Source organism: Polynucleobacter sp. MG-28-Ekke-A2 (genome assembly GCF_035012985.1).
Classification (GTDB): Bacteria; Pseudomonadota; Gammaproteobacteria; order Burkholderiales; family Burkholderiaceae; genus Polynucleobacter.
On the sequence record NZ_JAYGQU010000002.1, the window covers coordinates 89,557 to 112,304 of the forward strand.

Genomic DNA, 22,748 nt, shown 5'->3' on the forward strand with positions numbered 1-22,748 from the left:
GAACTCAGTTTTTTTCTAGGAAGCGTTGAGCTAGTTTGACCCAATAGCTCACGCCGACGGGAATCAAGGAGTCATTGAAGTCGTAAGAGGGATTGTGTAAGTGACATGGGCCCATGCCATGACCTACCGAGCGATGATCGCCGTCTCCATTGCCTAAGAATACGTAACAGCCCGGCTTCTCTAGCAACATGAACGCGAAGTCTTCCGCGCCCATTGTGGGATCGATTGAAGCATTGATATTCTGCTTGCCAACCAATTCACTCATGACTTCAGTTGCAAATTCCACTTCGTTGGCATGATTAATGAGGGGCGGGTAATTTCTAGAAAACGTAATTTCTGCTTGGCAATCAAACGCCCCTGCAACGCTATGAGCGATTTCTCGTAAACGTTGCTCGATTAAATCTAAGACGTCCAAAGTAAATGTACGTACCGTACCGCCAATGAAGGCGCTATCCGGAATGACATTGCTCGTTTCACCCGCATGAAATTGCGTAATCGATAAAACAGCAGCATCTACAGGACGCTTATTACGTGTAATGATGCTCTGTAATGCAAGCACTACTTGGGCGCCAGCAAAGACTGGATCTGCGCTATTGTGGGGTAGGGCGGCGTGACCGCCTTTGCCTGTGATGGTAATTTCAAAAGTATTGCTTGAAGCCATCATTGGGCCGGAGGTCACTCCAAAGTGACCTTCTGCCAAGCCGGGCCAGTTATGCAAGCCAAATACTGCGTCGCATGGAAATTCTTTGAAAAGTCCATCCTTAATCATTTCATTCGCACCAGCGCCACCTTCTTCTGCTGGCTGGAAAATAAAAATCACCGTGCCTTTGAAGTCGCGGTGATTTGATAAATATTGCGCCGCTCCAAGTAGCATTGCTGTGTGACCATCATGTCCACAAGCATGCATTTTTCCGGGGTTTGTTGATGCATGAGCAAAGTTGTTGTGCTCCTGCAATGGAAGCGCATCCATATCAGCGCGCAAACCAATCATTTTTCCGGGACCTAAGTCACCATCTAAACGACCTACGACACCCGTTTTCCCCATGCCGCGATAGACTGTAATTCCCCAGCTAGAAAGCGCTTCTGCAACTAGATCAGCAGTGCGATTTTCTTCGAAACGCAATTCAGGATGCGCATGAATATTGCGTCGAATTTCTTGAATAGCTTCCGCGGAGTCAATAATTTCTGGGGATAAATGCATCCCTTCATCTTATCCGAAAGTCTTTGGATATGCCTTTTGGGCTAAATTACCGCAAATTAATTGTCGGGTAATTGAATGTGCTTTGCAGCAAAACCCAAGGCTTCAATTGAATATGGGCTGTTATCGGCTTTTTGGAGTTCTTTTGGAAGCTCTGGAATGAGGCCCAAAAATGGGGTATCTATTCTGGCTTGCAGAGTCTGAATATTTTCTTCAAGCAGAGGCATTTCTGTGGATAGGGTATTCGCTACCCATCCCGCAATATTTAAGTTACGCGCTTTGATTGCCTCACAAGTTAGGAGGGCGTGATTAATGCAGCCTAATTTCATGCCCACCACCAGGATGATGGGAAATTTAATTTCTTGGGCGAAAGTCCCCAAATCTTCCCGCTCATTTAGGGGGATAAGTAAGCCGCCGGCGCCCTCAACCACAACGCAATCTGCCCGGTCTTGAACATTTTGAAAGCTCTGTAAGATCAGGCTCATTTCAAGTTGCAGCCCTTGGTGGGCCGCTACCAAATGTGGAGCAGCCGGTCGATTCAATACATAAGGACACAAACTCAATTCAGTGGAGCTGAGGTTTGAGGCGATGCGCAGTGTTTCTAAATCTTCATTCAGAGTGTGGCCTTGTGCATCTTGATAAGTTCCAGCAACAACCGGTTTAAAGCCAATCGCTTTCATTCCCTGTTCGCGTAGTTTCAGAATGAGAGCGCCGCTCACCAGCGTTTTTCCAACCTCGGTGTCTGTACCGGCGACAAAGAAGCCTGTGGCCTTACTCATGAGAGCCCTTTTGAAGGACTGTTTGCTCGATGGTCTTTAAGGTATCAATGAGTTGACGCACATCTGCTTCGCCATGGTTAGCAGAGAACGTAATGCGTAATCTTGCACTGCCATTGGGTACGGTAGGAGGGCGAATAGCAGGAATCCAATAACCTGCCTCATCAAGTAACTTAGCGGCGAGCAGAGCATTGGCATTACTGCCCAAAATGACGGGCTGTATGGCGGTGCAAGAGGATACCTTTTCCCATTGAGAAAATTGCATTTCATCTTGCCAGATGCGAATCAGTTTATTGAGTTGAGTACGGCGATTGCTGCCCTCGTCCCCTTCAATAATTTTCAAGCTCTTTGAGAGTGTATGCGCTATCGCAGGTGGCGTTGCAGTACTGTAAATGAAAGGGCGACCCTTTTGAATGAGCCATTCAATAAAAGTGGCTTGTGCACAAACAAAGGCGCCGCTGACACCTGCAGCTTTTCCAAGAGTGCCAATATAAATAAGGCGATCAGAGTAGATCTTTTCCTGCTCCAAAATGCCATGACCTTGTTTGCCCAATACTCCGAAACCATGAGCATCATCCACAAGTAACAGCGCATCGTATTGCTCAGCAAGTTTTAATAATTCTTTTACTGGAGCGAGGTCACCATCCATGCTAAAGACGCCATCAGTAACAATGATCTTTAGTGGATGTTGATCTGTTTTCAGTAATTCATTTAATGAGTCAAGATGCGTATGATCAAACAGCACGACATTTGCTTGAGTCTGAGCAGCCGCTAAACGAATCCCATCAATTAAAGAAGCATGGTTTAGCTTGGCCGAATAAATACTAGTAGATTTTTGTGGCGCAAGTCTCGCTAGACCTGTGATGGCGGTAAGGTTGGCGAGATAGCCGGTACTAAAAAATAGGGCGCGCGCATTCGGAATGTGTTGCTTTTGAAAAGAGGCTAATTGGTTTTCAAGTAGCTCATGAGCCCTGCTGTGGCCGCTAATGAGGTGGGAGGCGCCACTGCCTACCCCATACTTCTGAGCGCCTTCAGCAAGAGCTTGAATTAACGCAGGATGGTTTGCTAGTCCTAAATAGTCATTGCTACAAAATGCTTTGAGCTCGCGTCCATCGACCCAAGCTTTGGTATCACATGGAGATTCTGTTGCTCTGAGTTTGCGTTTGAGTAATTGCGACTCAAGTTCTGCAATTTGCTCTTGCGCTAACTTTAAGGCCTGATATGAGTTTGTCATGCCAAGGTTTTCTCAAGGGCAACTTGCACAGCATGACCTAATTGCGCGGTTTCTACTGTAGACAAAATATACGGCGGCATGACGTAGATAGTATTGCCGATTGGCCTAATCAATACACCTTCACTTAAACAGTTTGAGAACATCGTTCGCGCAAACATCGTAGGATTTTTTAGAAACTCATTTTTAATATCGAAGGCCAATATCATTCCTTGTTGGCGCCAATGCTCAATGCGGGAATCCGTTTTTGCCCACGTAAATGCATTTGCTAAATCCTTTGAGCGCTCAATATTTTTTTCTAATACTTTGTCAGTTGCGAAAATTTCTAAACAAGCCAGTGCAGCAGCACACGCTAGTGGGTTACCGGTATAAGAATGAGAATGTAAAAACCCTTGCTGGATTTGATCGCCATAAAAAGCTTGATATATCTGGTCTGTCGTAAGGCAGAGTGACAGTGGAAGATAGCCGCCGCTAATTCCTTTGGACAGGGTTAAGAAGTCTGGCCAGATACCAGCATGCTCACAGGCAAAGAACTTGCCACTCCGCCCACAGCCCACCGCAATCTCATCTGCAATCAGATGTACTTCGTAGCGATCACATAAATCCCTGACTAAACGTAGATACTCGGAAGAGTGCATGGCCATTTGCCCTGCGCACTGCACCAAAGGCTCGACAATGATGGCAGCAATATTGCCATGTTCTTTTACAAATAATTCTTCGAGTTTTTTTGCTGCATATCTTGCTACATCTTCTGCGCTCTCACCAGTTTTTGCTTTGCGTGCATCGGGTGATGTAATGGTAAAGACATCTTGCAATAACGATCCATAGGCGTCCCGAAAAATAGCAACATCCGTTACTGCTAATGCCCCAAGTGTTTCCCCGTGATAACCATTTTCCAAGCAAACAAATTTTTTCTTTTGTGGTTTGCCGTTGAGTTGCCAGTAGTGGTGACTCATCTTGAGCGCTATTTCTACTGCAGACGCACCATCAGAGGCATAGAAGACATGGCCTAAATGGTGATTGGTGAGTGCGGACAGTTTTTCAGATAGCTCTACTACGGGCGCATGCGTAAATCCGGCGAGCATCACATGCTCAATTTTTTCGAGTTGCGCGGAAATGGCTTGATTGATGCGTGGGTTGGAGTGGCCAAATAAATTGGTCCACCAAGAACTAATGGAGTCGAGTAAGGCTTTTCCGTTTTCGTCATAGAGCCAAGCACCCTTACCTTTTGTAATAGCAACCAGCGGAAAGGACTCATGCTGTTTCATCTGAGTGCATGGGTGCCAAACGGCTGCAAGGCTGCGATCAACGAGAGGGGCTTGATTTAAATCAGAAATAACCTTCATGTTTGATATTTGACCACTAGTTTTTCCAAATTCAGACCTGTATCTGTTATGTTTATGTCTTGAATCCCCTCATTTTCTGGAATTTACCCATGCAGGACACTCAAACCGTTGAAAAACCCTTAACCCAATTCAAATCTAAAGCGGATTTGCATCAGGGCGTAAATGCAGGGGGCGAGGCATCTGGCGAGTGGTCAGTGGCTCAAATTGAAGCCTTATTTGCACTCCCTTTAAATGAGCTGATGCTGAGGGCTCAAGAGACTCATAAAGCCTATTTCCCAGAAGGTGATGTTGAATTAGCTACTTTGCTGTCAATTAAGACGGGTGGCTGTCCTGAGGATTGTGGTTATTGCCCGCAGGCTGCTCGTTATGACACCGATGTTAAGGCTGAGAAGTTAATGGGCTTAGAGGAGGTCTTAGAGGCTGCCAAAGCTGCTAAAGCCGCTGGGTCTAACCGTTTCTGTATGGGTGCCGCTTGGCGCGAACCCAAAGACCGCGATATTGAAAAAGTGACTGCCATGATTAAGGGCGTAAAAGCCTTGGGTCTGGAGACCTGTGCCACCTTAGGCATGTTGGAGGCAGATCAAGCCCAGGCACTGCAAGAGGCTGGCCTAGACTTTTATAACCATAACTTAGATACCAGCGAAGATTTTTATCGTTCAGTGATCTCAACCAGAGGCTACCAAGACCGTTTGGATACGATATCCAATGTCCGTGCCGCCGGCATGTCGGTTTGTTGTGGTGGTATTGTCGGTATGGGCGAGTCTAGACAGCAGCGCGCCGCATTTTTGGCCCGTTTGGCAAATTTGAGCCCCTACCCAGAATCCGTTCCTATCAATCATCTAGTGCCGGTAGCCGGTACACCCTTAGCTGAGCAAAAGCCTTTAGACCCACTGGAGTTTGTGAGAACGATTGCGGTTGCTAGGATCACGATGCCTAAAGCCCGCGTACGTTTATCTGCTGGTCGTCAGGAGCTTGGTAGGGCGGTTCAGGCTATGTGCTTTATGGCTGGAGCTAACTCTATTTTCTATGGTGAGCAACTACTCACTACCGGTAATCCCGAGGCAGAACAAGACCGTGAGCTCTTGGCAGAGTTGGGTTTAAAGACCAAACAAAGCTGCAAAGCAGAGGTTTTGGTTTAGTTTTCCACGCGCATGTCCCCGATAGATCGCCTCATTCTGGAGTTTGATACCGCCCTTCGGTCGGTGGTCGGTGGTGCTCATGCCCATAGACCCACGCCAGGATCTGATTTTGGGGGTAATTCCGGTTTGGATGCTAACGAGCGCAAACATGCAGCAGGACTCATGCGAGTCAATCATGTGGGTGAAGTTTGTGCGCAAGCGCTGTATCAATCGCAAAAATTAGTTGCTCGAAATTCAGAAATTCAGGAGATGTTGGATCACTCCGGACAAGAGGAGATGGATCACCTCGCTTGGTGTGAAACTCGTCTTCAAGAGCTCGGATCACACACCAGTTATCTCAATCCACTTTGGTATGCGGGATCCTTTGCAATTGGCTTGGCAGCAGGCTTAGCGGGCGATAAGTGGAGTTTAGGTTTTGTTGCTGAAACAGAAAAACAAGTCGAGAATCACTTGGAAAGTCATCTCGAAAAATTACCAAAAGAAGATCAGCGATCTCGTGCAATTGTGGATCAAATGCGCGTTGATGAAATTGCTCACGGACAAGCCGCAAAAAATGCTGGCGGTGCAAATTTGCCAGAACCCATTCAAAAAATAATGCAGGCGATGTCTAAGATAATGACAACCACTGCTTACAAAATTTAATACGGAAATAGGTTTTAATTCTCAAAACCCATCTCTGATTAATTTTTGAGATATTTTTTACGTATTACTGTTTTTAAATACAGTATATTTAGGTATTATCTAGTGCAATAGCTAAGATCTATTCTTAAGTATATTTTCCAAGCCATTGTTTCAAGTAGCTATTTTATTATCACCATTTTCTCAACACATGACGCTAAGTGTTTGTAAACACTAGAGAAATTCCTAAAAAAACTCCTAAAAACACTTGACCCTCTTAGTGCGATCCTCTAAAGTGGGAGGAAGTGTGAAAAAGTGGGGTAAATGGTGTTTCAAGGTGCGTCAGCTCTCAATTTAGATGCAAAAGGCCGCATGTCTGTGCCGGCTAAGCATCGTGATGCCTTGTTGGTACAGGGTGAGGGCCGAATCACGCTTACAAAACACCCCGACGGCTGCCTACTTCTCTTCCCGCGTCCAGAGTGGGAAACCTTTAGAGCAAGAGTTGCGCAACTTCCGATGGATGCCCATTGGTGGCGCCGTATTTTTTTAGGTAACGCTGCGGAAATAGATTTGGATGGTGCTGGTCGTGTACTGGTAAGTCCAGAGTTGCGCGCTGCTGCCGGAATCGAAAAAGAAGTGATCTTGCTCGGCATGGGAAGTCACTTGGAGTTGTGGGACGCGGCTACATACGCTGCAAAAGAACAGGCTGCGATTGCGCAAGGCATGCCTGAAGCACTCAAGCAATTTAATTTTTGATGACAGGGTGCCATGAACATAACTCATCGCCCAGTATTACTGGCCGAGGCGGTGACAGCGCTAGTTGGCGGTCCGCTGATTCAAAATCAAAGTGCAGCAAACAAAATTTTGGTAATCGATGGAACCTTCGGGCGCGGCGGTCATACACAAGCTTTGCTCAAGGAGTTGAATCCTTCGGCACGTATGATTTCTTTCGACAAAGATTTGGATGCGATTGCAGTGGCGCAAAAAATCAACGATCCACGTTTAAAGATTGTGCACGACAGTTTTGCACACATGGATCAGTATGCAGAGGTGGAATCAGTCGATGGAATTTTGTTGGACTTGGGAATCAGTTCGCCCCAAGTGGACGAAGCGCATCGGGGATTTTCTTTTCGTCGAGAAGGACCACTCGATATGCGCATGAACACCGATCATGGTTTAACCGCAGCAGAGTGGTTGGAGCAGGCGTCACCAGAGGAAATCACTCACGTGATTAAGACTTACGGAGAAGAACGCTTTGCATTTCAGATCGCAAAAGCCATTGTGGCTAAGCGAGAAGAGGGCCTTTCCCCTAAAACGACTACTCAGTTGGCAAGCCTAGTTGCAAGCGTAGTGCGCACGCGCGAAGCTGGCCAAGATCCCGCAACAAGAACCTTTCAATCATTGCGTATTTTTATTAATCGCGAGTTAGAAGATTTGGAGCTCGGTTTGAAGGCGGCCCTGAGGTTATTAAAGCCCGGCGCAAGACTTGCAGTGATTAGTTTTCATTCGTTAGAAGATCGTATCGTGAAGCAGTTTATGCAAGCGCATGCAAAAGTCGAAGTACCCCGTGGGTTACCGGTACGCGAAAAAGACTTGCCACAAAGCGCCCTCGAAATTATTGGTCGAGTTAAGCCAAGCGATGCTGAGATATCTGAGAATCCTCGTGCCCGCTCTGCAATCATGCGTGTGGCTGAAAAGCGCATGGGAGTATCCGCATGAATCGCGCTACTTTGACTCTGCTCGCATTGCTATTAATTTGCGCGCTATCTCTGGTTGCGGCTCAGCAGCGTGCGCGAAAATTATTCATCCTTCAAGAGCGCGCGCAGATAGAAGAGCGTAAGTTAAATCAAGACTGGTTGCGTTTAGAGTATGAGCAGCGGAATTTATCGAAGTCTGCACGTATTCGCGACGTTGCTCGCAATCAATTACATATGTCTCCGATTTCTCCTGAGCGCACCTTGTATTTGAAGGAGGCAAAATGAGACCGGTTGGCTTCTCCACTACGCCAAATTTAGTTTTACGCCTGCCAATGTGGCGGTCTCGTTTGATGCTATTCCTTTTGTTCTTTGTATTCATGATGTTACTGCTACGCGCATTTTGGATTCAGGGTCCAGGAAATGCGTTCTATGAAGCTAAAGGCGTGCGTGGAACTCAGCGCGAATTGGAGCTCCCCGCTAGTCGCGGAAAAATTTTGGATCGTAACGGCCAAGTGATTGCAACGAGCTTGGAAGCCAAGTCGGTCATTGCCTATAACGACACCGTTCCTGATGATTTGGCCGCAGACAAAGTGCAGAAATTGGCAAGTCTTTTGCAAATGAGCGAATCTGATCTGCGTAAAAAGTTGAAAGAAGAGCGCAAGCAGGTTTTCTTAAAGCGTCAAGTAGATCCAGTTGTAGCGCAGCAAATTAAACAGCTAGAGATCCCTGGCATTGGTTTAAATAATGAATATCGTCGCTTCTACCCAGAAGGTGAGGCGATGGCACACGTGGTTGGCTTTACAAATGTGAATGACAAAGGTCAAGAAGGGATGGAGCTTTCTCGTGAGAATGAGCTTGCTGGTCACCCTGGTCAAAGACGAGTAGTAGTTGATCGCTTGGGTCGCGTTGTTGAGGATGTTGCGATCTTACAGTTGCCACAAAATGGAAAAGACTTAAACCTATCCATTGATAGCAAGATACAGTTCTTGGCCTATAACGCCGTTAAAGATGCTGTAGAGCAACATCACGCTAAAGCAGGCGGTGCAGTAGTGCTTGATACCCAAACTGGTGAGATTTTGGCGTTGGCAAATTACCCAAGCTACAACCCAAATGATCGAAGGTACTTAACTGGTGAGCAATTGCGTAATCGCGTATTGACCGACACCTTTGAGCCTGGCTCAACTATCAAGCCGTTAACAATTTCAATTGCTTTAGAAAAAGGCGCTATCAGACCAGATACCAATATGGTGATAGGTGCGAGTTATTTAGTAGGTCCTAAGCCCATTACAGATACCCATCCCTATGGAAATCTTACGGTCGCACAAATTATTCAAAAATCTAGCAACATTGGTACTGCAAAGATTGCGATGAACAATCTTTCCCCTGAAGAAATGTGGGACTTATATACCGCAGTTGGCTTTGGTCAAGCGCCAAAAATTGGCTTTCCTGGCGCTGTTGCTGGAACTGTTCATCCATTTAAAAAATGGATGCCTACCGATCAAGCCCGTATTGCTTTTGGCTATGGTATTTCTGCGTCACTCTTTCAGGTTGCACGCGCATACACAGTCTTTGCACGTGATGGCGAATTAGTTCCCCTAACGATTGAGCGTAGTCCTGAGTTCAAGCCGGGCATTAAAGTGCTCTCACCAAAAACGGCTATTGAAATGCGCAACATGATGGAGGCGGTTACTGAGCCGGGGGGAACTGCAGTTAAAGCGCAGGCTGAAGGTTATCGCGTTGGCGGAAAAACAGGCACTGCCCATAAATTAGTTGGCAAAGGATATGGTAATTCTTATCGCGCTTACTTTGCTGGACTTGCCCCCATTAGTGCTCCACGTATTGTGGTTGCGGTAATGATTGATGAGCCCACTGGTGGAAGTCACTACGGTGGTGATGTTGCCGCACCTGTATTCTCGACAATTGTTGGGGAGACGCTCCGTTCATTGAATGTCTTGCCAGACAACAAAGTAAAGCAAATGGTGTTGGAAGATAAGGCCCCAGAAGAAATTCGGCCAGCAGCTGCACACGCTCAACATGTGGTTTTGAAGCGATGAGGGTGGATTTGAAAATAGACACCAATCATTTGATTGACCACTTACATACTTTAGCGAACTTCTCCGCAAAAGTATGTGCGGATAGTCGCCAGATTCAGTCTGGCGATATCTTTTTTGCCTACCCTGTAGGTCATGGCAATGCTTTGCGTGATGGTCGTCAATTTATTGAGGCGGCATTAGGGTGCGGGGCAGCCGCAGTAGTGTTCGATCCAGCGGGTATGGGTAAGAAATTTTCAGATCACCCACAATGTTTTGCTGTTGAAGATCTTGCTGCAAGAGCAGGTGAGCTTTGTTCGCAATGGTATGGTCATCCGAGCAAAGAATTAAAAATCATTGGTGTCACTGGCACTAATGGCAAAACTAGCATCACGCAATGGTTAGCCCAGGCTTTAGATACTAGCAGTCATCACACTGCAGTTTTGGGCACCTTAGGTACCGGGTTCCCTGGCGCATTGGTGCAAACTGGCTATACCACTCCAGATGCACCTAAATTACAAACGCAGTTAGCAGAGTTGCGCAGCGCTGGAGCTAAACAAGTCGCGATGGAAGTGTCTTCGCATGCTTTGCATCAAGAGAGAGTCGCTGGAACAAATATTCACTGTGCAGTATTTACGAATCTGACGCAGGATCATTTGGATTACCACGGCAGCATGGCTGATTACGCCGAGGCAAAGGCTAAGTTATTTCAGCAAACCGGCCTTGAGCACGCAGTGATTAACTTGGATGATGCTTTTGGTCGTGAGCTTGCCATGAACTTGTTGGCAAAAGAGAGTTTGAAGATCTGGGCATATGCATTGTCTCAATCCGCGTTCCAAGGATTTGAAAAATTCGGTGACCGTTTATCTAGTATTTATGCAAAAGATATTCTACTGAGTGGAGCGGGTTACAACGCAAGCTTCATTTTTGATGGAGTGGGAAGCGCTCAATTGCATATTCCTTTGCTAGGTGAGTTTAATTTAAGTAATGCGCTTGCGGTGTGGACGGTATTACTTTCACAGGGCATGAGCTTGGAAGTAGCCGCTCAAAAAGTGAGCCAATTAAATCCAGTGCGTGGTCGTATGGAGTTAATTCCTTTGGGTAAATCTCAAAAGAAAGAGGGCTTGTTAGCAGTTGTGGATTACGCGCATACCCCAGATGCTTTAGAGAAAACCTTACAAGCATTACGACCTATTACTGAGCAGCGCGGTGGAAAAATTTGGTGTGTCTTTGGTTGTGGCGGTGATCGCGATGCTGGTAAGCGTTCGCTAATGGGTGCTGTCGCAGAGCGTAATGCCGACCATATTCTGATTACAAGTGACAATCCTCGCTCTGAAGATCCACAGGCTATCATGCAGATGGTTCGCAGTGGTATTAGCAAGGATGCGCAGAACGTTCAAATTATTGCCGATCGTGCGGCCGCCATCATGGCCGCAATTCGTCATTCGGATGCCCGCGATATTGTTCTGGTTGCCGGTAAGGGTCATGAAACTACTCAAGAAATCAATGGCAAGAAATTTGATTTTTCTGATCAAGAGCATATTCGCTTAGCCGCTGGAGGTGGAGTCTGATGTCTATCATGACCACCCTTGCACAAGCACAGGTAATGTTGCCTGGAAGTAAATTACTGAATATTTCTGCGCAAGCTGCCCAGGAAATCTCTGTTTCTCGAGTGGGTACTGATAGTCGCCAGATCGATCGTAACGAATTATTTGTCGCTTTAGTTGGCGAGCGCTTTGATGCGCATGACTTTTTATCCGATGTGGCTAAGGCAGGGGCTAGTGCTGCCCTTATTAGTGCGCAAGATAAATGCCCGCCTGATTTACCTGCTATTTGCGTTTCAAACACGCGTGTTGGTTTGGGAAATTTAGCAAAAGCATGGCGGACAAATCACCCCATTCCTTTGGCGTTGGTTACTGGTAGCAATGGTAAGACCACCGTAAAAGAGATGATCGCCTCTATTTTTAAAGCCGCAGTGGGCGAACAAAATACTTTGGTTACTAAAGGAAATCTGAATAACGATATTGGTTTGCCGTTAACGCTGTTGAAATTGCGTGCAACAGATCGCCTTGCTGTAGTTGAGCTCGGCATGAATCATCCTGGTGAAACAGCGCAGTTAGCAGCCATTGCGCAGGCAAATATTGCATTAATTAATAATGCCCAGCGCGAGCATCAAGAGTTTATGGCTACGGTTGCGGCGGTAGCAGAAGAGCATTCAGATGCTATTCGTGCTTTGCCAACTGATGGTATTGCTGTATTCCCAGCAGACTCAGAATTTTCAAGTGTTTGGCGCCAGGCTGCTGCAGGTCGAAAAGTGATTGATTTTGTTTTGTTGTCTGCTCAGTCTAAGGTTGCGGCTGCTGTGACCGGAAGTTTGCTAAGCAATGGGCATGTACAGATTAAAACTGAACGAGGGGCTATCGAAGTTCAATTAAATACTTTGGGCAGTCACAATGTTCGCAATGCCTTGGCTGCGAGTGCGGTTGGTATCGCGGCAGGTGTAAGTCTTGAAAAGATTAAGCAGGGTCTTGAAGCATTCTCGCCAGTAAATGGGCGTATGCAGGCAAAAGTGATTGATTCAAATAACACTTTAATTGACGATAGCTATAACGCTAACCCGGATTCCGTAAGAGCCGCTATCGATGCTTTAAAGCAATCGGGTAATTTATCTTGGTTGATTTTGGGTGATATGGGTGAGGTTGGTAATCAGGGTCCCGAATTCCATCGTGAAGTTGGTGCCTATGCTGCTGAGCAAGGAATCTCAAAACTATTTGCTTTGGGGGAGCAATGCCAATTTGCTCTTCAGGGATTTAATGAAGTTGTTGGTAATAGTGCGGCTGTATCTAATGCAACTCATTTTGCCGATATAGATAGTCTCATTATGCAATTAAGAGATGCTTTGCATGCCCAGTCTAGCGGTAGCAATCAACACTTAAATATTTTGGTTAAAGGTTCACGGTTTATGCGCATGGAGCGTGTAGTGCAGGCCTTGTTAGAGGAGGCTAAAACATGCTCTTAATGTTGGCGCAATGGTTGCAAGATGATTTCGGATTCTTCCGAGTATTTAACTACATCACTTTCAGAGCCGTGATGGCAACGGTGACTGCATTATTGATTGGTTTAGCTGCAGGACCTTGGGTGATTCGTAAATTAAGCGCCCTGAAAATGGGTCAAGCAGTCCGCGCAGATGGACCACAAACCCATTTAGTGAAATCGGGCACCCCAACTATGGGTGGTGTTTTGATTTTGATCGGTATCTTTATCTCATGCATGTTGTGGGCCGATCTCAGCAATCGATTTATTTGGATTGTGATGATTGTGACTTTTGGTTTTGGTTTAGTTGGTTGGGTAGATGACTATCGCAAAGTGGTCTACAAAGATCCTAAAGGCATGGCTTCAAGAGAGAAGTTCTTCTGGCAAACACTAATTGGCTTATTTGCCGCTATCTATCTTGCATTCTCCGTTTCTGAAGTAAATAACCTAAAAGTATTGCAATTATTTTATGAATGGTTAAGAGGTGGATTTGCTTTAGATCTGCCTGCAAAAACCAACTTGCTGCTGCCCTTCATGAAAGAAGTGAGTTATCCGTTGGGTGTGATGGGCTTCATTATTTTGAGCTATTTAGTAATCGTAGGCAGCAGTAATGCAGTGAACTTGACTGATGGCCTCGATGGTCTTGTCATCATGCCGGTGATCTTGGTAGGTGCTGCTTTGGGTGCTTTTGCTTATGTGATGGGTAATGCGATTTATGCAAAGTATCTCCTCTTCCCTTACATACCGGGCGCTGGTGAGCTCATGATTTTCTGCGGAGCTATGGGCGGTGCTGGCTTAGCCTTCCTTTGGTTTAACACACACCCAGCGCAAGTATTTATGGGTGATGTGGGCGCACTTGCTTTGGGCGGAGCCCTTGGCACCATCGCTGTGATTGTTCGTCAAGAAATTGTGTTGTTTGTGATGGGCGGCATCTTTGTTGCTGAAACTGTTTCGGTAATGATGCAAGTATTTTGGTTCAAGCTCACTAAAAAACATTTTGGAGAGGGTCGTCGCATTTTCCGAATGGCGCCATTGCATCATCATTTTGAATTGGGTGGTTGGAAGGAAACGCAAGTGGTTGTGCGTTTCTGGATCATTACCATCCTTCTAGTCTTAATTGGCTTATCTAGCTTGAAGTTACGGTGATCCAAAAGTAAATATGTTGATTTTAGAAAATACCTTTGCAAATGCAGCCTTCATGAGTGATGAGGGTTACCAGGCTCCAAGCCGATTCCTTATTCTGGGATTGGGTGAGTCTGGCGTAGCTATGGCGAAGTGGTGCCTACGAAATGGTGCGGAAGTCCGCTTAGCGGATACGCGCGAGCAATCCTCTTTTACTGAGCGTCAAAACGCCTGGCTGGAAGAGCTTCAGATTGCGGGCCTCAAAGATATTTGTTTTGGCCCTTTAGATGAGAGCTTGCTCAATAATATTGATGTGATTGGTATTAGCCCAGGACTTTCTCCGGTGCAAGACCCAACCTATGCTTTCTTGGTTAAGGCTGAGCAGGCTGAAATCGATGTGTGGAGTGAGATTGAATTTTTTGCTCGCGCAATTTCTGCTTTAAGTCGTATGTCACAAGCGCAAGAGTTGAGTTATGCGGCTGCAGTACTGGCTGTGACTGGCACCAACGGTAAAACAACTACCACCGCATTAACCGGACAACTCTGTGAGCGCGCCGGCAAGAAGGTTGCTGTGGCAGGAAACATTAGTCCTGCAGCATTAGACAAGCTCATGAGCTGCTTGGATATTGCTGATCAAATCGTAGACATGCCAGACGTTTGGGTCTTGGAGTTATCCAGCTTTCAGTTGGTCTATACCCATACTTTGAATGCTACGGCAGCAACGGTGTTGAATATTACTCAAGACCACTTAGATTGGCATGGCGATATGCAAGCGTACGCGCAAGCTAAGTCACGGATATTTGGTATTGATACAGTTTGTATTTTGAATCGCGATGATTCCCTTGTAATGGGGCTACTGTCTGAAGAGCAAAAAGCAGAGAGAGCCATTGTGACCTTTGGCTCTAATCGCCCAGATGAGCAAGGCGCTTTTGGAATTGAGCATGATTTACGTGCTGGTGGAATTGATTGGCTGGTATGGGCTGAAGTAGATGAAGATGTTGAGCCTAAGCCTAAGCGTCGTCGTAAATCCGCAGTAGTTGAAGAAGATGAGCCGTTACGCCTCAAGCGCCTTATCCCAGCTGACGCCTTAAGAATACGTGGCCGTCACAATGCATTAAATGCGCTAGCAGCCCTAGCCTTAGCACGCGCCGCTAATTTACCTATGAATGCACTGTTACATGGCTTGCGTGATTACCATGGTGAGCCACATCGTGTGCAAAGTATTGCGATTGTTAAGGATGTTGAGTACGTAGATGACAGCAAGGGCACTAATGTAGGTGCGACTGTCGCTGCATTAAATGGCTTAGGCAGTAACGAGTCTGGCAAGCGCATTTGGTTGATTGCTGGTGGCGACGGAAAAGGTCAGGATTTCAGTCCATTACGTGAACCTGCGTTACGTTTTGTGAAGGGTGTTTTCCTAATCGGCAAAGATGGCGCTGCAATTGGTGAGGCTCTTGGCTCTGGAATTCAAAGTACGAATTGTGGCGATTTAATTTCTGCAGTTCAGGCTGCTGCCTCAAAAGCAGTATCAGGAGACTTGGTATTGCTCTCACCAGCTTGCGCAAGCTTAGACCAATTCCGTGACTATGTTGAACGTGCCCAAGTATTTGCTGCAGAGGTTGAAGAGTTGGGTATGCGCTTTGAAGGGGTCCAGGTATGAATTTAAAAGAAAAATTCTTCCCCGAAAATCGGCTTGGACTCAATCGCTTCTGGAATTTTTCAAGAGGTGGAATTGATAACTTCCGCACTGGCTTGCGTGATGCTGTTTCAGGCGTAGAGCAAACCCGTTCGCGCATGATGGAGTATGACCAGTTACTTGTGTGGGCGGTCTTATCCTTGACCTTGATTGGCTTAGTCATGGTGTACTCGGCTTCCATTACTTTGGCCGATGGACCGAAGTATGCAAATTACAGTAGTAACTTCTTTCTCATTCGTCACGTGATTTCTTTGGTGATTGCGATTGGTGTCGGCATCTGGGCTTTTAAGATTCCCACTAAGGTATGGGATCGTTATTCACCAGTCATTTTTGGATTTACTGTTTTATTGCTGATCGCCGTCCTCATTCCTGGTGTGGGTAAAGGTGTGAATGGTGCGAAGCGTTGGATTCCTTTGGGGTTAATGAACTTCCAGCCATCCGAGTTGATGAAATTTGCTGCTGTGATATTTGCAGCAAGCTATACCGTTCAACGTCAGGAATATCTCCATTCCTTTGTAAAGGGCATGCTACCAATGGGTATTGCAGTTGCCCTGGTGGGTGGTCTATTGATGGCTGAGCCAGATATGGGCGCATTCGTAGTGGTTGCCTTGATTGCATTCGGCATTCTCTTTTTGGGCGGTATCAATGCTAAATTATTTGGCGGCTTGATCCTAGTTGGTTTGATGAGTGGCGCAACCATGATTGCGCTCTCTCCATTTCGTCGTGGACGCATGCTGGCCTTTATGGATCCATGGCAAGTAGATAACGCTGCCAATAAAGGCTATCAGTTAACCCATTCATTGATGGCATTTGGTCGGGGCGAATGGTTTGGTACAGGACTTGGCGGTAGCGTAGAAAAATTGCATTATTTACCAGAAGCGCATACCGATTTCATTATGGCTGTGATTGGCGAAGAGTTGGGATTTGTTGGTGTGGTGGTAGTGATTTTCTTGTTTTATTGGATCATACGTCGTGCCTTCTTAATTGGCCGCACTGCTTTGCAGTTGGATCGTAGCTTTGCTGGACTTGCTGCTAAAGGTGTTGCTATTTGGATTGGTTGGCAAGCCTTCATCAATATGGGCGTGAACCTTGGGTTGTTACCAACGAAAGGCTTGACTTTGCCATTGGTAAGTTATGGCGGTTCTGGCATTTTGATGAACGCAGTTGCCATTGCAATGTTGCTGCGTATTGATTTTGAAAATCGCATCCTCATGCGTGGAGGGAAGCTTTGACTAAACCCTCAATCTTGGTGATGGCTGGTGGTACTGGTGGACATATCTTTCCAGGCCTCGCTGTCGCTGAATATTTGCGGGTATGCGGCTGGAAGGTCTCTTGGTTGGGTAATCAAGCGGGCATGGAGTATCGCCTCGTGAAGTCTTGTGATTTCCCATTTGAGGCGGTCGAGTTCGGTGGTCTACGTGGCAAGGGATTAAAGGCAAAGTTGATGCTACCTATTAATCTTATGCGCGCTTGCTATCAAAGTTGGAAGATTATGCGTCGCCTAAAACCGAATGTGGTTTTAGGTATGGGTGGTTATATTACTTTCCCTGGTGGTTTAATCACGAAAGTTCTGAAACGTCCATTGGTTTTGCATGAAGCGAATTCAGTAGCTGGTAGTGCTAATCGTGCGTTGAGTAAAATTGCAATGCGGACTCTCACTGGGTTCCCCAACACAATGGATCATGCAGAGTGGGTAGGCAACCCGATTCGGGAAGAGTTTGATCACATGCTGGCGCCTGCAGCACGTTATGACCAGCGCCAAGGGCCTTTATCTATCTTGGTAGTAGGTGGTAGCTTGGGTGCTGCTGCCCTTAATGAAAGTCTTCCGGCTGCGCTGGCATTAATTCCAGCGGAGTCACGTCCCAAAGTGATTCATCAGGCGGGCGATAAGCATTTAGTAGATCTACAGCAGCGATATGCTGGCTTAGGTGTAACGGCAGATATTCGCCCCTTTATTAATGACATGCCAACCGCGTATTCACAGGCCGATTTAGTGATTTGCCGTTCAGGGGCCATGACAGTTTCTGAAATAGCAGCTTGTGGTGTTGCATCTTGCCTTATTCCATTCCCATTTGCAATCGATGATCACCAAACTGCGAATGCGAAATTCTTATCAAATGCTAACGCAGCAGTTTTATTGCCGCAGACGTTACTGAATCCACAAGATTTAGCAATGATGATTCAGAACTTTAATCGCACAGAATTAAAAGAGATGGCATTACGTGCGCATGCTTTAGCAAAGCCACATGCTACCCAGCGTGTAGCTGAGGTATGCGCAGATTGTGCGGGAGTAGGAATATGAAGCATATCGTTCAGCAAATTCACTTCATCGGTATCGGTGGTGCTGGCATGAGCGGTATTGCTGAGGTGCTATTGAACCTGGGTTACCAAGTTTCAGGGTCAGACTTAGCGGATAGCGCAGTCACTAAGCGTCTGAGAGAATTAGGTGCAATTATTCATATTGGGCATGATCCTAAAAATATTGGTACGGCAGAGGCAGTAGTCATTTCCACCGCTGTTGCAGGCAATAATCCAGAAGTTTTGGCTGCACGCGCGGCGAAGGTACCAGTGATTCAGCGCGCAGTCATGTTAGGTGAGTTGATGCGCCTGAAACAGGGTATTGCAATTGCTGGCACACACGGCAAAACAACTACTACCAGCTTGGTTGCATCCGTTTTAGCTGAAGGTGGTCTAGATCCCACATTTGTGATCGGCGGCAAACTCAATTCTGCAGGTGCCAATGCGCGCTTGGGGCGTGGAGATTTTATTGTGGTTGAGGCGGACGAATCAGATGCCTCCTTCTTGCAATTATTTCCAGCTATGGAAGTGGTAACCAATATTGATGCTGATCATATGGATACTTATCAGCACGATATGGCTAGATTGAAACAGGCATTTGTTCAATTCATTCAGCGCATGCCTTTTTATGGTGTAGCAGTACTTTGTATTGATGATGCTAATGTGCGCGACATTATTCCGTTTGTATCTCAGCCAGTACTTCGCTATGGTTTATCAGGGGATGCAGATATTCGCGCAAGTAATGTTCGTGCGGATGGTACACAGATGCACTTCACGGTTGACCGTCGTACTGTGCGTAGGCATGGCAATAAACCAGGCCCACTAAATATCACCCTGAATTTACCAGGCTTGCATAACGTCTGCAATGCCTTGGCTGCTATTGGTATAGCAACAGAGTTGGGTGTGGGTGATGAAGCAATTATGAAAGCCCTGTCTGAGTTTGGTGGTGTTGGTCGTCGCTTCCAGCGCTATGGAGAGATTCCTTTGGCATCTGGCGGTAGCTTTACCTTGATCGATGATTACGGCCATCACCCAGTGGAAATGGCTGCAACCTTAGCTGCAGCGAGAGGTGCTTACCCAGATCGTCGCTTGGTCTTAGCATTCCAGCCGCACCGCTTTACTAGAACGCGTGATTGCTTCGGTGAGTTTGTTCAAGTCCTCAAAAATTTTGACGCTTTGGTGCTGACTGATGTGTATCCAGCGGGCGAAGCAAAAATTCTAGGGGCTGATAGTAAGAGTTTAATAAAGGCCGCAATTGCTGAAGACAAGAATTCTAAAGTTTTATTGGATTCAAGTGCAGTTGCTTATGCTGCAAACGTGGCAGAGATGTCAGAAAAATTAAGTCAGGTTTTAAAAGATGGGGATGTATTAATTACGATGGGTGCGGGATCAATTTCTGCTTTGCCACATACGCTGTCGGAGGCAAAGAATGTCTAAGGTAGGTGCTAATTTGATTTCTTGGGGTGATCGCGTTAAGTCCAGCTTGGCTGGCCTAGATCTTAAGTCGTTAGGACGTGTTGGTGTTTTGCTTGGCGGGAAATCAGGCGAACGAGAGATTTCTCTTATGTCAGGTAATGGCGTATTAGAGGCTTTGCGCGCAAAAGGGGTTGATGCCCATGCTTTTGATACGGGTTTGCGTTGCCCTACCGAAATAGTAAAAGAAAACTTCGATCGTGTATTCATTTCCTTGCATGGCCGCTTTGGTGAAGACGGAACCATCCAAGGATTGCTGGAGTTGTTAGGGTTACCTTATACGGGTAGTGGTGTTTTGGCCTCTGCTCTAGCAATCGACAAAATTGTCACTAAGCAAGTCTGGATTAGTAATGGACTTGCTACTCCTGAGTATGTAGAGTTAACTGCTGATAGCAATTGGAATGCAGTCGTGAAGCACCTGGGCTTGCCTTTGATTGTGAAGCCAGCAAATGAAGGATCTTCTTTGGGTTTAACGAAAGTAAAGTCCGCAGAAGAGTTGCCCGCTGCTTACAGGCTTGCAGCTGGATTAGACAAAAAAGTGATTGCAGAGACTTGCATCATTGGCGATGAATTAACTTGCCCAATAGTTGGTCAGGGTAATACGGCTGAAGCATTGCCGGTGATCAAAATTATTCCGCCTCAAGCAAATTACGATTTTCATAATAAGTATTTTTCTGATGAAACTCAGTACTTATGCCCTACCGGACTGGCACCTGAAGTCAATGCCGCCGTCCAGGAATTAGCTTTGGCCGCATATAAAGCTTTGGGTTGTCGTACATGGGGCCGTGCTGACGTAATGCTAGATCAAAAGACCGGTAAGCCTTACTTGTTGGAAATGAATACTTCTCCTGGTATGACTTCCCACTCTTTGGTGCCAATGGCTGCCAAAGCTGCTGGTATCGAGTATGCAGATTTAGTGCTTTGGTTACTCAGTCAAACGTTGCATCAAAAAGAGGATGCTGCTGCATGAGCAACTTCATGGATCGCTTCGGTGAAATTTTCTCTATGTTGATGTCTCCGCTTTGGAATCATGCGGAGCGCATGGAGAAGCTGAGTCGTTTCTTGCTGCGCTGCTTTGTGGTAATGCTCGTCATTGGTATTTTGGTTTGGCTAAGTCAGCGACCAGTTTTCGCTTTGAAGCAGATTCAGATTGAGCCAGTTACTGGCCAAATATTGAAACACATCAACAAGCCTATTGTTAAGCAACAAGTTTTAGCAACAGTGCAGGGTAATTTTTTCAGTGTTCGTTTAGAAGATGTGAAGCGAGGCTTTGAAAGTATGCCTTGGGTACGACACGCCAATGTCCGCCGTGTTTGGCCAAATGGTTTAGTGGTGAGTATTGAAGAGCAGAAGCCTTTTGGTACCTGGGGTGGCGCTGAGAGTCGTATCCTAATGAATACCCATGGCGAGCTCTTTACTGGACGCGTTACTGAGGTGAGTGAGGATGTGCGTTTAGTTGACTTTTCTGGCCCTGAAGATGCGAGCAAAGAAGTGATGAGTCTTTATGAAAAAGCCAACAACTGGTTTAAACCATGGGGTTCAGAAGTCACTAGCCTTGCTCTGACTGAGCGCTACGCATGGCACGTCAAGCTCTCAAACGGAATGAAAGTAGAGTTTGGCCGCGATGAGGAAAGCTCCGATAAAAATTTAACGGAAGAACGTGTGGCGCGTTTATTTAAATATTGGCCACAAGTACAAGAGAAGTGGGCGAATCGAGTAGATGCAGTCGATTTGCGATATGCAAATGGTTTTGCGGTTCATCTTGCTTCTGCAAGCTTGAAAAAGAATGAAGTAGATGGCAAAAAAAGTGAGCTGAAGCAATGAGGAATGGTAATGAGTAAAGACAATCGCGATATTTTGGTTGGTTTAGATATTGGAACTTCCAAGGTGGTTGCCCTGGTTGCTGAATTAGCTCCGGATGGTCAATTCAACGTAGTGGGTGTTGGTCAAACTGCATCGAAGGGACTAAAGAAGGGTGTTGTAGTCAATATTGAGGCAACCGTTCAGTCGATTCAGAAGGCGCTTGAAGAGGCTGAGGTAATGGCCGATCGCCAGATTGTCCAAGTATTTACAGGTATCGCGGGTAACCACATTGTGAGCTTTAACTCCAGCGGTATGGTTGCAATACGCGACAAAGAGGTTGGTTCTGGTGATGTTGAGCGCGTATTGGAGACGGCTAAAGCAATCAACATTCCAACAGATCAACAGATTTTGCACATCCTGGTTCAAGAATTCATTATTGATGGCCAAGAAGATGTACGCGAGCCAATTGGTATGAGCGGTCTTCGCTTAGAGGTGAAGGTACATATTGTTACTGGCGCCGTAAGCGCAGCACAAAATATTGTGAAGTGTGTGCGTCGTTGTGGCCTCGAAGTGAATGACCTCATCTTGCAGCCTTTGGCATCTAGCTTGGCGGTATTAACCGAAGATGAGAAAGAGCTTGGTGTGGTATTGGTTGATATTGGCGGTGGTACAACCGATATTGCAATTTATTGCCAGGGTTCGATTCGTCACACAGCAGTGATTCCTATTGCGGGCGATCAGATCACTAATGACATTGCGATGGCATTACGTACACCAACGATTGATGCGGAAGATTTGAAGATTGCACACGGCATTGCTCGTCAAGAGATGGCTGATCCAACCGCAATGATTGATGTTCCTGGTGTGGGTGATCGTGAGCCACGCCCGATGTCTAAGCAAGCATTAGCTGCAGTCATTGAGCCGCGTGTTGAAGAGTTATTTACGTTGGTAAGAGGGGTAGTGCGTGACTCCGGTTACGAAGATATGGTTTCTTCGGGAATTGTTTTAACAGGTGGCACCGCATTAATGCCGGGCATGGTGGAGTTGGCAGAACAAGTCTTCCTAAGGCCTGCCCGTATTGGTACCCCTGAATACCGTGGCCATCTCCATGAAGTCTTACGTAGTCCCAGATATGCCACCAGCATAGGTTTGCTGATGGAAGGCCAAGCGCAGTTATTGCGCGGTCGTCGTGTTTCTCAATCAGGCGCGTTGCAAGGTGTTATATCGCGCATGAAAGAATGGTTTGCAGGAAATTTTTAAGTTTTTTTCGTCGTCGTCAATGTAGTAC

The 22,748-nt window shown here is 46.3% G+C and carries 20 protein-coding genes; 16 read left to right on the forward strand and 4 right to left on the reverse strand.

Features of this window, described 5'->3' with window-relative positions:
* Window positions 1-4: 4 nt before the first annotated feature.
* Genes VC188_RS02205 through bioA form a run of 4 tightly spaced genes read right to left on the reverse strand, consistent with a single transcriptional unit; the run spans window position 5 to window position 4,551 of the window.
* Entirely contained in the window at window positions 5-1,201 is a 1,197-nt protein-coding gene (locus VC188_RS02205; RefSeq protein ID WP_323482878.1) for a M20 aminoacylase family protein, read from the reverse strand.
* Between the two features lie 56 nt (window positions 1,202-1,257).
* Window positions 1,258-1,977 (reverse strand): dethiobiotin synthase, encoded by a 720-nt coding sequence (bioD, locus tag VC188_RS02210; RefSeq protein WP_216121530.1) that lies wholly within the window; start codon window positions 1,975-1,977, stop codon window positions 1,258-1,260.
* Window positions 1,970-3,208: an 8-amino-7-oxononanoate synthase gene (bioF, locus tag VC188_RS02215; protein ID WP_323482879.1), complete on the reverse strand. Its 1,239-nt coding sequence runs from the start codon at window positions 3,206-3,208 to the stop codon at window positions 1,970-1,972. Before bioF ends, bioD begins: the two co-directional genes overlap by 8 nt.
* Entirely contained in the window at window positions 3,205-4,551 is a 1,347-nt protein-coding gene (gene bioA / locus VC188_RS02220; protein ID WP_323482880.1) for an adenosylmethionine--8-amino-7-oxononanoate transaminase, read from the reverse strand. Before bioA ends, bioF begins: the two co-directional genes overlap by 4 nt.
* Window positions 4,552-4,640: 89 nt before the next feature.
* On the opposite strand from bioA, the gene bioB reads away from it, so the two are divergent.
* The 16 genes from bioB to ftsA all read left to right on the forward strand — a co-directional run bounded on the left by bioB (window position 4,641) and on the right by ftsA (window position 22,720).
* Window positions 4,641-5,690, forward strand: a complete 1,050-nt coding sequence (bioB, locus tag VC188_RS02225) for a biotin synthase BioB (protein WP_215321354.1) — start codon at window positions 4,641-4,643, stop codon at window positions 5,688-5,690.
* A gap of 21 nt (window positions 5,691-5,711) precedes the next feature.
* Entirely contained in the window at window positions 5,712-6,332 is a 621-nt protein-coding gene (coq7, locus tag VC188_RS02230; RefSeq protein WP_216154479.1) for a 2-polyprenyl-3-methyl-6-methoxy-1,4-benzoquinone monooxygenase, read from the forward strand.
* 303 nt (window positions 6,333-6,635) lie between these two features.
* Entirely contained in the window at window positions 6,636-7,064 is a 429-nt protein-coding gene (gene mraZ / locus VC188_RS02235; protein WP_216121756.1) for a division/cell wall cluster transcriptional repressor MraZ, read from the forward strand.
* A 12-nt stretch (window positions 7,065-7,076) separates the two neighbouring features.
* Window positions 7,077-8,027 carry a 16S rRNA (cytosine(1402)-N(4))-methyltransferase RsmH gene (gene rsmH, locus VC188_RS02240; RefSeq protein WP_323482881.1) on the forward strand — a complete coding sequence of 317 codons (951 nt, stop codon included), beginning with the start codon at window positions 7,077-7,079 and terminating at the stop codon, window positions 8,025-8,027.
* Window positions 8,024-8,290, forward strand: coding sequence for a cell division protein FtsL (ftsL, locus tag VC188_RS02245; protein ID WP_072583399.1), 267 nt, complete (start codon window positions 8,024-8,026; stop codon window positions 8,288-8,290). Before rsmH ends, ftsL begins: the two co-directional genes overlap by 4 nt.
* Window positions 8,287-10,059 carry a penicillin-binding protein 2 gene (locus VC188_RS02250; RefSeq protein WP_323482882.1) on the forward strand — a complete coding sequence of 591 codons (1,773 nt, stop codon included), beginning with the start codon at window positions 8,287-8,289 and terminating at the stop codon, window positions 10,057-10,059. Before ftsL ends, VC188_RS02250 begins: the two co-directional genes overlap by 4 nt.
* Window positions 10,056-11,606: a UDP-N-acetylmuramoyl-L-alanyl-D-glutamate--2,6-diaminopimelate ligase gene (locus VC188_RS02255; RefSeq protein ID WP_416350481.1), complete on the forward strand. Its 1,551-nt coding sequence runs from the start codon at window positions 10,056-10,058 to the stop codon at window positions 11,604-11,606. Before VC188_RS02250 ends, VC188_RS02255 begins: the two co-directional genes overlap by 4 nt.
* Entirely contained in the window at window positions 11,606-13,054 is a 1,449-nt protein-coding gene (locus VC188_RS02260) for a UDP-N-acetylmuramoyl-tripeptide--D-alanyl-D-alanine ligase (protein WP_215321358.1), read from the forward strand. The genes VC188_RS02255 and VC188_RS02260 overlap by 1 nt, the downstream gene beginning before the upstream one ends.
* Window positions 13,045-14,214 carry a phospho-N-acetylmuramoyl-pentapeptide-transferase gene (gene mraY, locus VC188_RS02265; RefSeq protein WP_323482884.1) on the forward strand — a complete coding sequence of 390 codons (1,170 nt, stop codon included), beginning with the start codon at window positions 13,045-13,047 and terminating at the stop codon, window positions 14,212-14,214. Before VC188_RS02260 ends, mraY begins: the two co-directional genes overlap by 10 nt.
* Window positions 14,215-14,266: 52 nt before the next feature.
* Entirely contained in the window at window positions 14,267-15,850 is a 1,584-nt protein-coding gene (murD, locus tag VC188_RS02270; protein WP_323482981.1) for a UDP-N-acetylmuramoyl-L-alanine--D-glutamate ligase, read from the forward strand.
* The gene (ftsW, locus tag VC188_RS02275; RefSeq protein WP_215321361.1) at window positions 15,847-17,118 is read left to right on the forward strand and encodes a putative lipid II flippase FtsW; all 1,272 of its coding nucleotides are present in this window, start codon (window positions 15,847-15,849) and stop codon (window positions 17,116-17,118) included. Before murD ends, ftsW begins: the two co-directional genes overlap by 4 nt.
* 20 nt (window positions 17,119-17,138) lie before the next feature.
* On the forward strand, window positions 17,139-18,188 hold the full coding sequence (gene murG / locus VC188_RS02280; protein ID WP_323482982.1) for an undecaprenyldiphospho-muramoylpentapeptide beta-N-acetylglucosaminyltransferase: 1,050 nt from the start codon (window positions 17,139-17,141) through the stop codon (window positions 18,186-18,188).
* Window positions 18,185-19,621 carry a UDP-N-acetylmuramate--L-alanine ligase gene (gene murC, locus VC188_RS02285; RefSeq protein ID WP_323482885.1) on the forward strand — a complete coding sequence of 479 codons (1,437 nt, stop codon included), beginning with the start codon at window positions 18,185-18,187 and terminating at the stop codon, window positions 19,619-19,621. Before murG ends, murC begins: the two co-directional genes overlap by 4 nt.
* The gene (locus VC188_RS02290; RefSeq protein WP_255533270.1) at window positions 19,614-20,627 is read left to right on the forward strand and encodes a D-alanine--D-alanine ligase; all 1,014 of its coding nucleotides are present in this window, start codon (window positions 19,614-19,616) and stop codon (window positions 20,625-20,627) included. The genes murC and VC188_RS02290 overlap by 8 nt, the downstream gene beginning before the upstream one ends.
* Complete coding sequence (locus tag VC188_RS02295; RefSeq protein WP_215321363.1) at window positions 20,624-21,481, forward strand: cell division protein FtsQ/DivIB; 858 nt, start codon at window positions 20,624-20,626, stop codon at window positions 21,479-21,481. The genes VC188_RS02290 and VC188_RS02295 overlap by 4 nt, the downstream gene beginning before the upstream one ends.
* Before the next feature lie 9 nt (window positions 21,482-21,490).
* Window positions 21,491-22,720, forward strand: coding sequence for a cell division protein FtsA (gene ftsA / locus VC188_RS02300; protein WP_215321364.1), 1,230 nt, complete (start codon window positions 21,491-21,493; stop codon window positions 22,718-22,720).
* Window positions 22,721-22,748: the final 28 nt, after the last annotated feature.

Bases quoted from the DNA above. Each gene is read 5' to 3' on its own strand.
- murD (WP_323482981.1), top strand. From the start codon at position 14,267: ATGAGTGATGAGGGTTACCAGGCTCCAAGCCGATTCCTTATTCTGGGA.
- murC (WP_323482885.1), top strand. From the start codon at position 18,185: ATGAAGCATATCGTTCAGCAAATTCACTTCATCGGTATCGGTGGTGCT.
- ftsL (WP_072583399.1), top strand. From the start codon at position 8,024: ATGAATCGCGCTACTTTGACTCTGCTCGCATTGCTATTAATTTGCGCG.
- VC188_RS02250 (WP_323482882.1), top strand. From the start codon at position 8,287: ATGAGACCGGTTGGCTTCTCCACTACGCCAAATTTAGTTTTACGCCTG.
- VC188_RS02255 (WP_416350481.1), top strand. From the start codon at position 10,056: ATGAGGGTGGATTTGAAAATAGACACCAATCATTTGATTGACCACTTA.
- bioA (WP_323482880.1), bottom strand. From the start codon at position 4,551: ATGAAGGTTATTTCTGATTTAAATCAAGCCCCTCTCGTTGATCGCAGC.
- mraY (WP_323482884.1), top strand. From the start codon at position 13,045: ATGCTCTTAATGTTGGCGCAATGGTTGCAAGATGATTTCGGATTCTTC.
- ftsW (WP_215321361.1), top strand. From the start codon at position 15,847: ATGAATTTAAAAGAAAAATTCTTCCCCGAAAATCGGCTTGGACTCAAT.
- VC188_RS02205 (WP_323482878.1), bottom strand. From the start codon at position 1,201: ATGCATTTATCCCCAGAAATTATTGACTCCGCGGAAGCTATTCAAGAA.
- rsmH (WP_323482881.1), top strand. From the start codon at position 7,077: ATGAACATAACTCATCGCCCAGTATTACTGGCCGAGGCGGTGACAGCG.
- bioD (WP_216121530.1), bottom strand. From the start codon at position 1,977: ATGAGTAAGGCCACAGGCTTCTTTGTCGCCGGTACAGACACCGAGGTT.
- VC188_RS02290 (WP_255533270.1), top strand. From the start codon at position 19,614: ATGTCTAAGGTAGGTGCTAATTTGATTTCTTGGGGTGATCGCGTTAAG.
- VC188_RS02295 (WP_215321363.1), top strand. From the start codon at position 20,624: ATGAGCAACTTCATGGATCGCTTCGGTGAAATTTTCTCTATGTTGATG.
- ftsA (WP_215321364.1), top strand. From the start codon at position 21,491: ATGAGTAAAGACAATCGCGATATTTTGGTTGGTTTAGATATTGGAACT.
- murG (WP_323482982.1), top strand. From the start codon at position 17,139: ATGGCTGGTGGTACTGGTGGACATATCTTTCCAGGCCTCGCTGTCGCT.
- VC188_RS02260 (WP_215321358.1), top strand. From the start codon at position 11,606: ATGTCTATCATGACCACCCTTGCACAAGCACAGGTAATGTTGCCTGGA.
- bioF (WP_323482879.1), bottom strand. From the start codon at position 3,208: ATGACAAACTCATATCAGGCCTTAAAGTTAGCGCAAGAGCAAATTGCA.
- bioB (WP_215321354.1), top strand. From the start codon at position 4,641: ATGCAGGACACTCAAACCGTTGAAAAACCCTTAACCCAATTCAAATCT.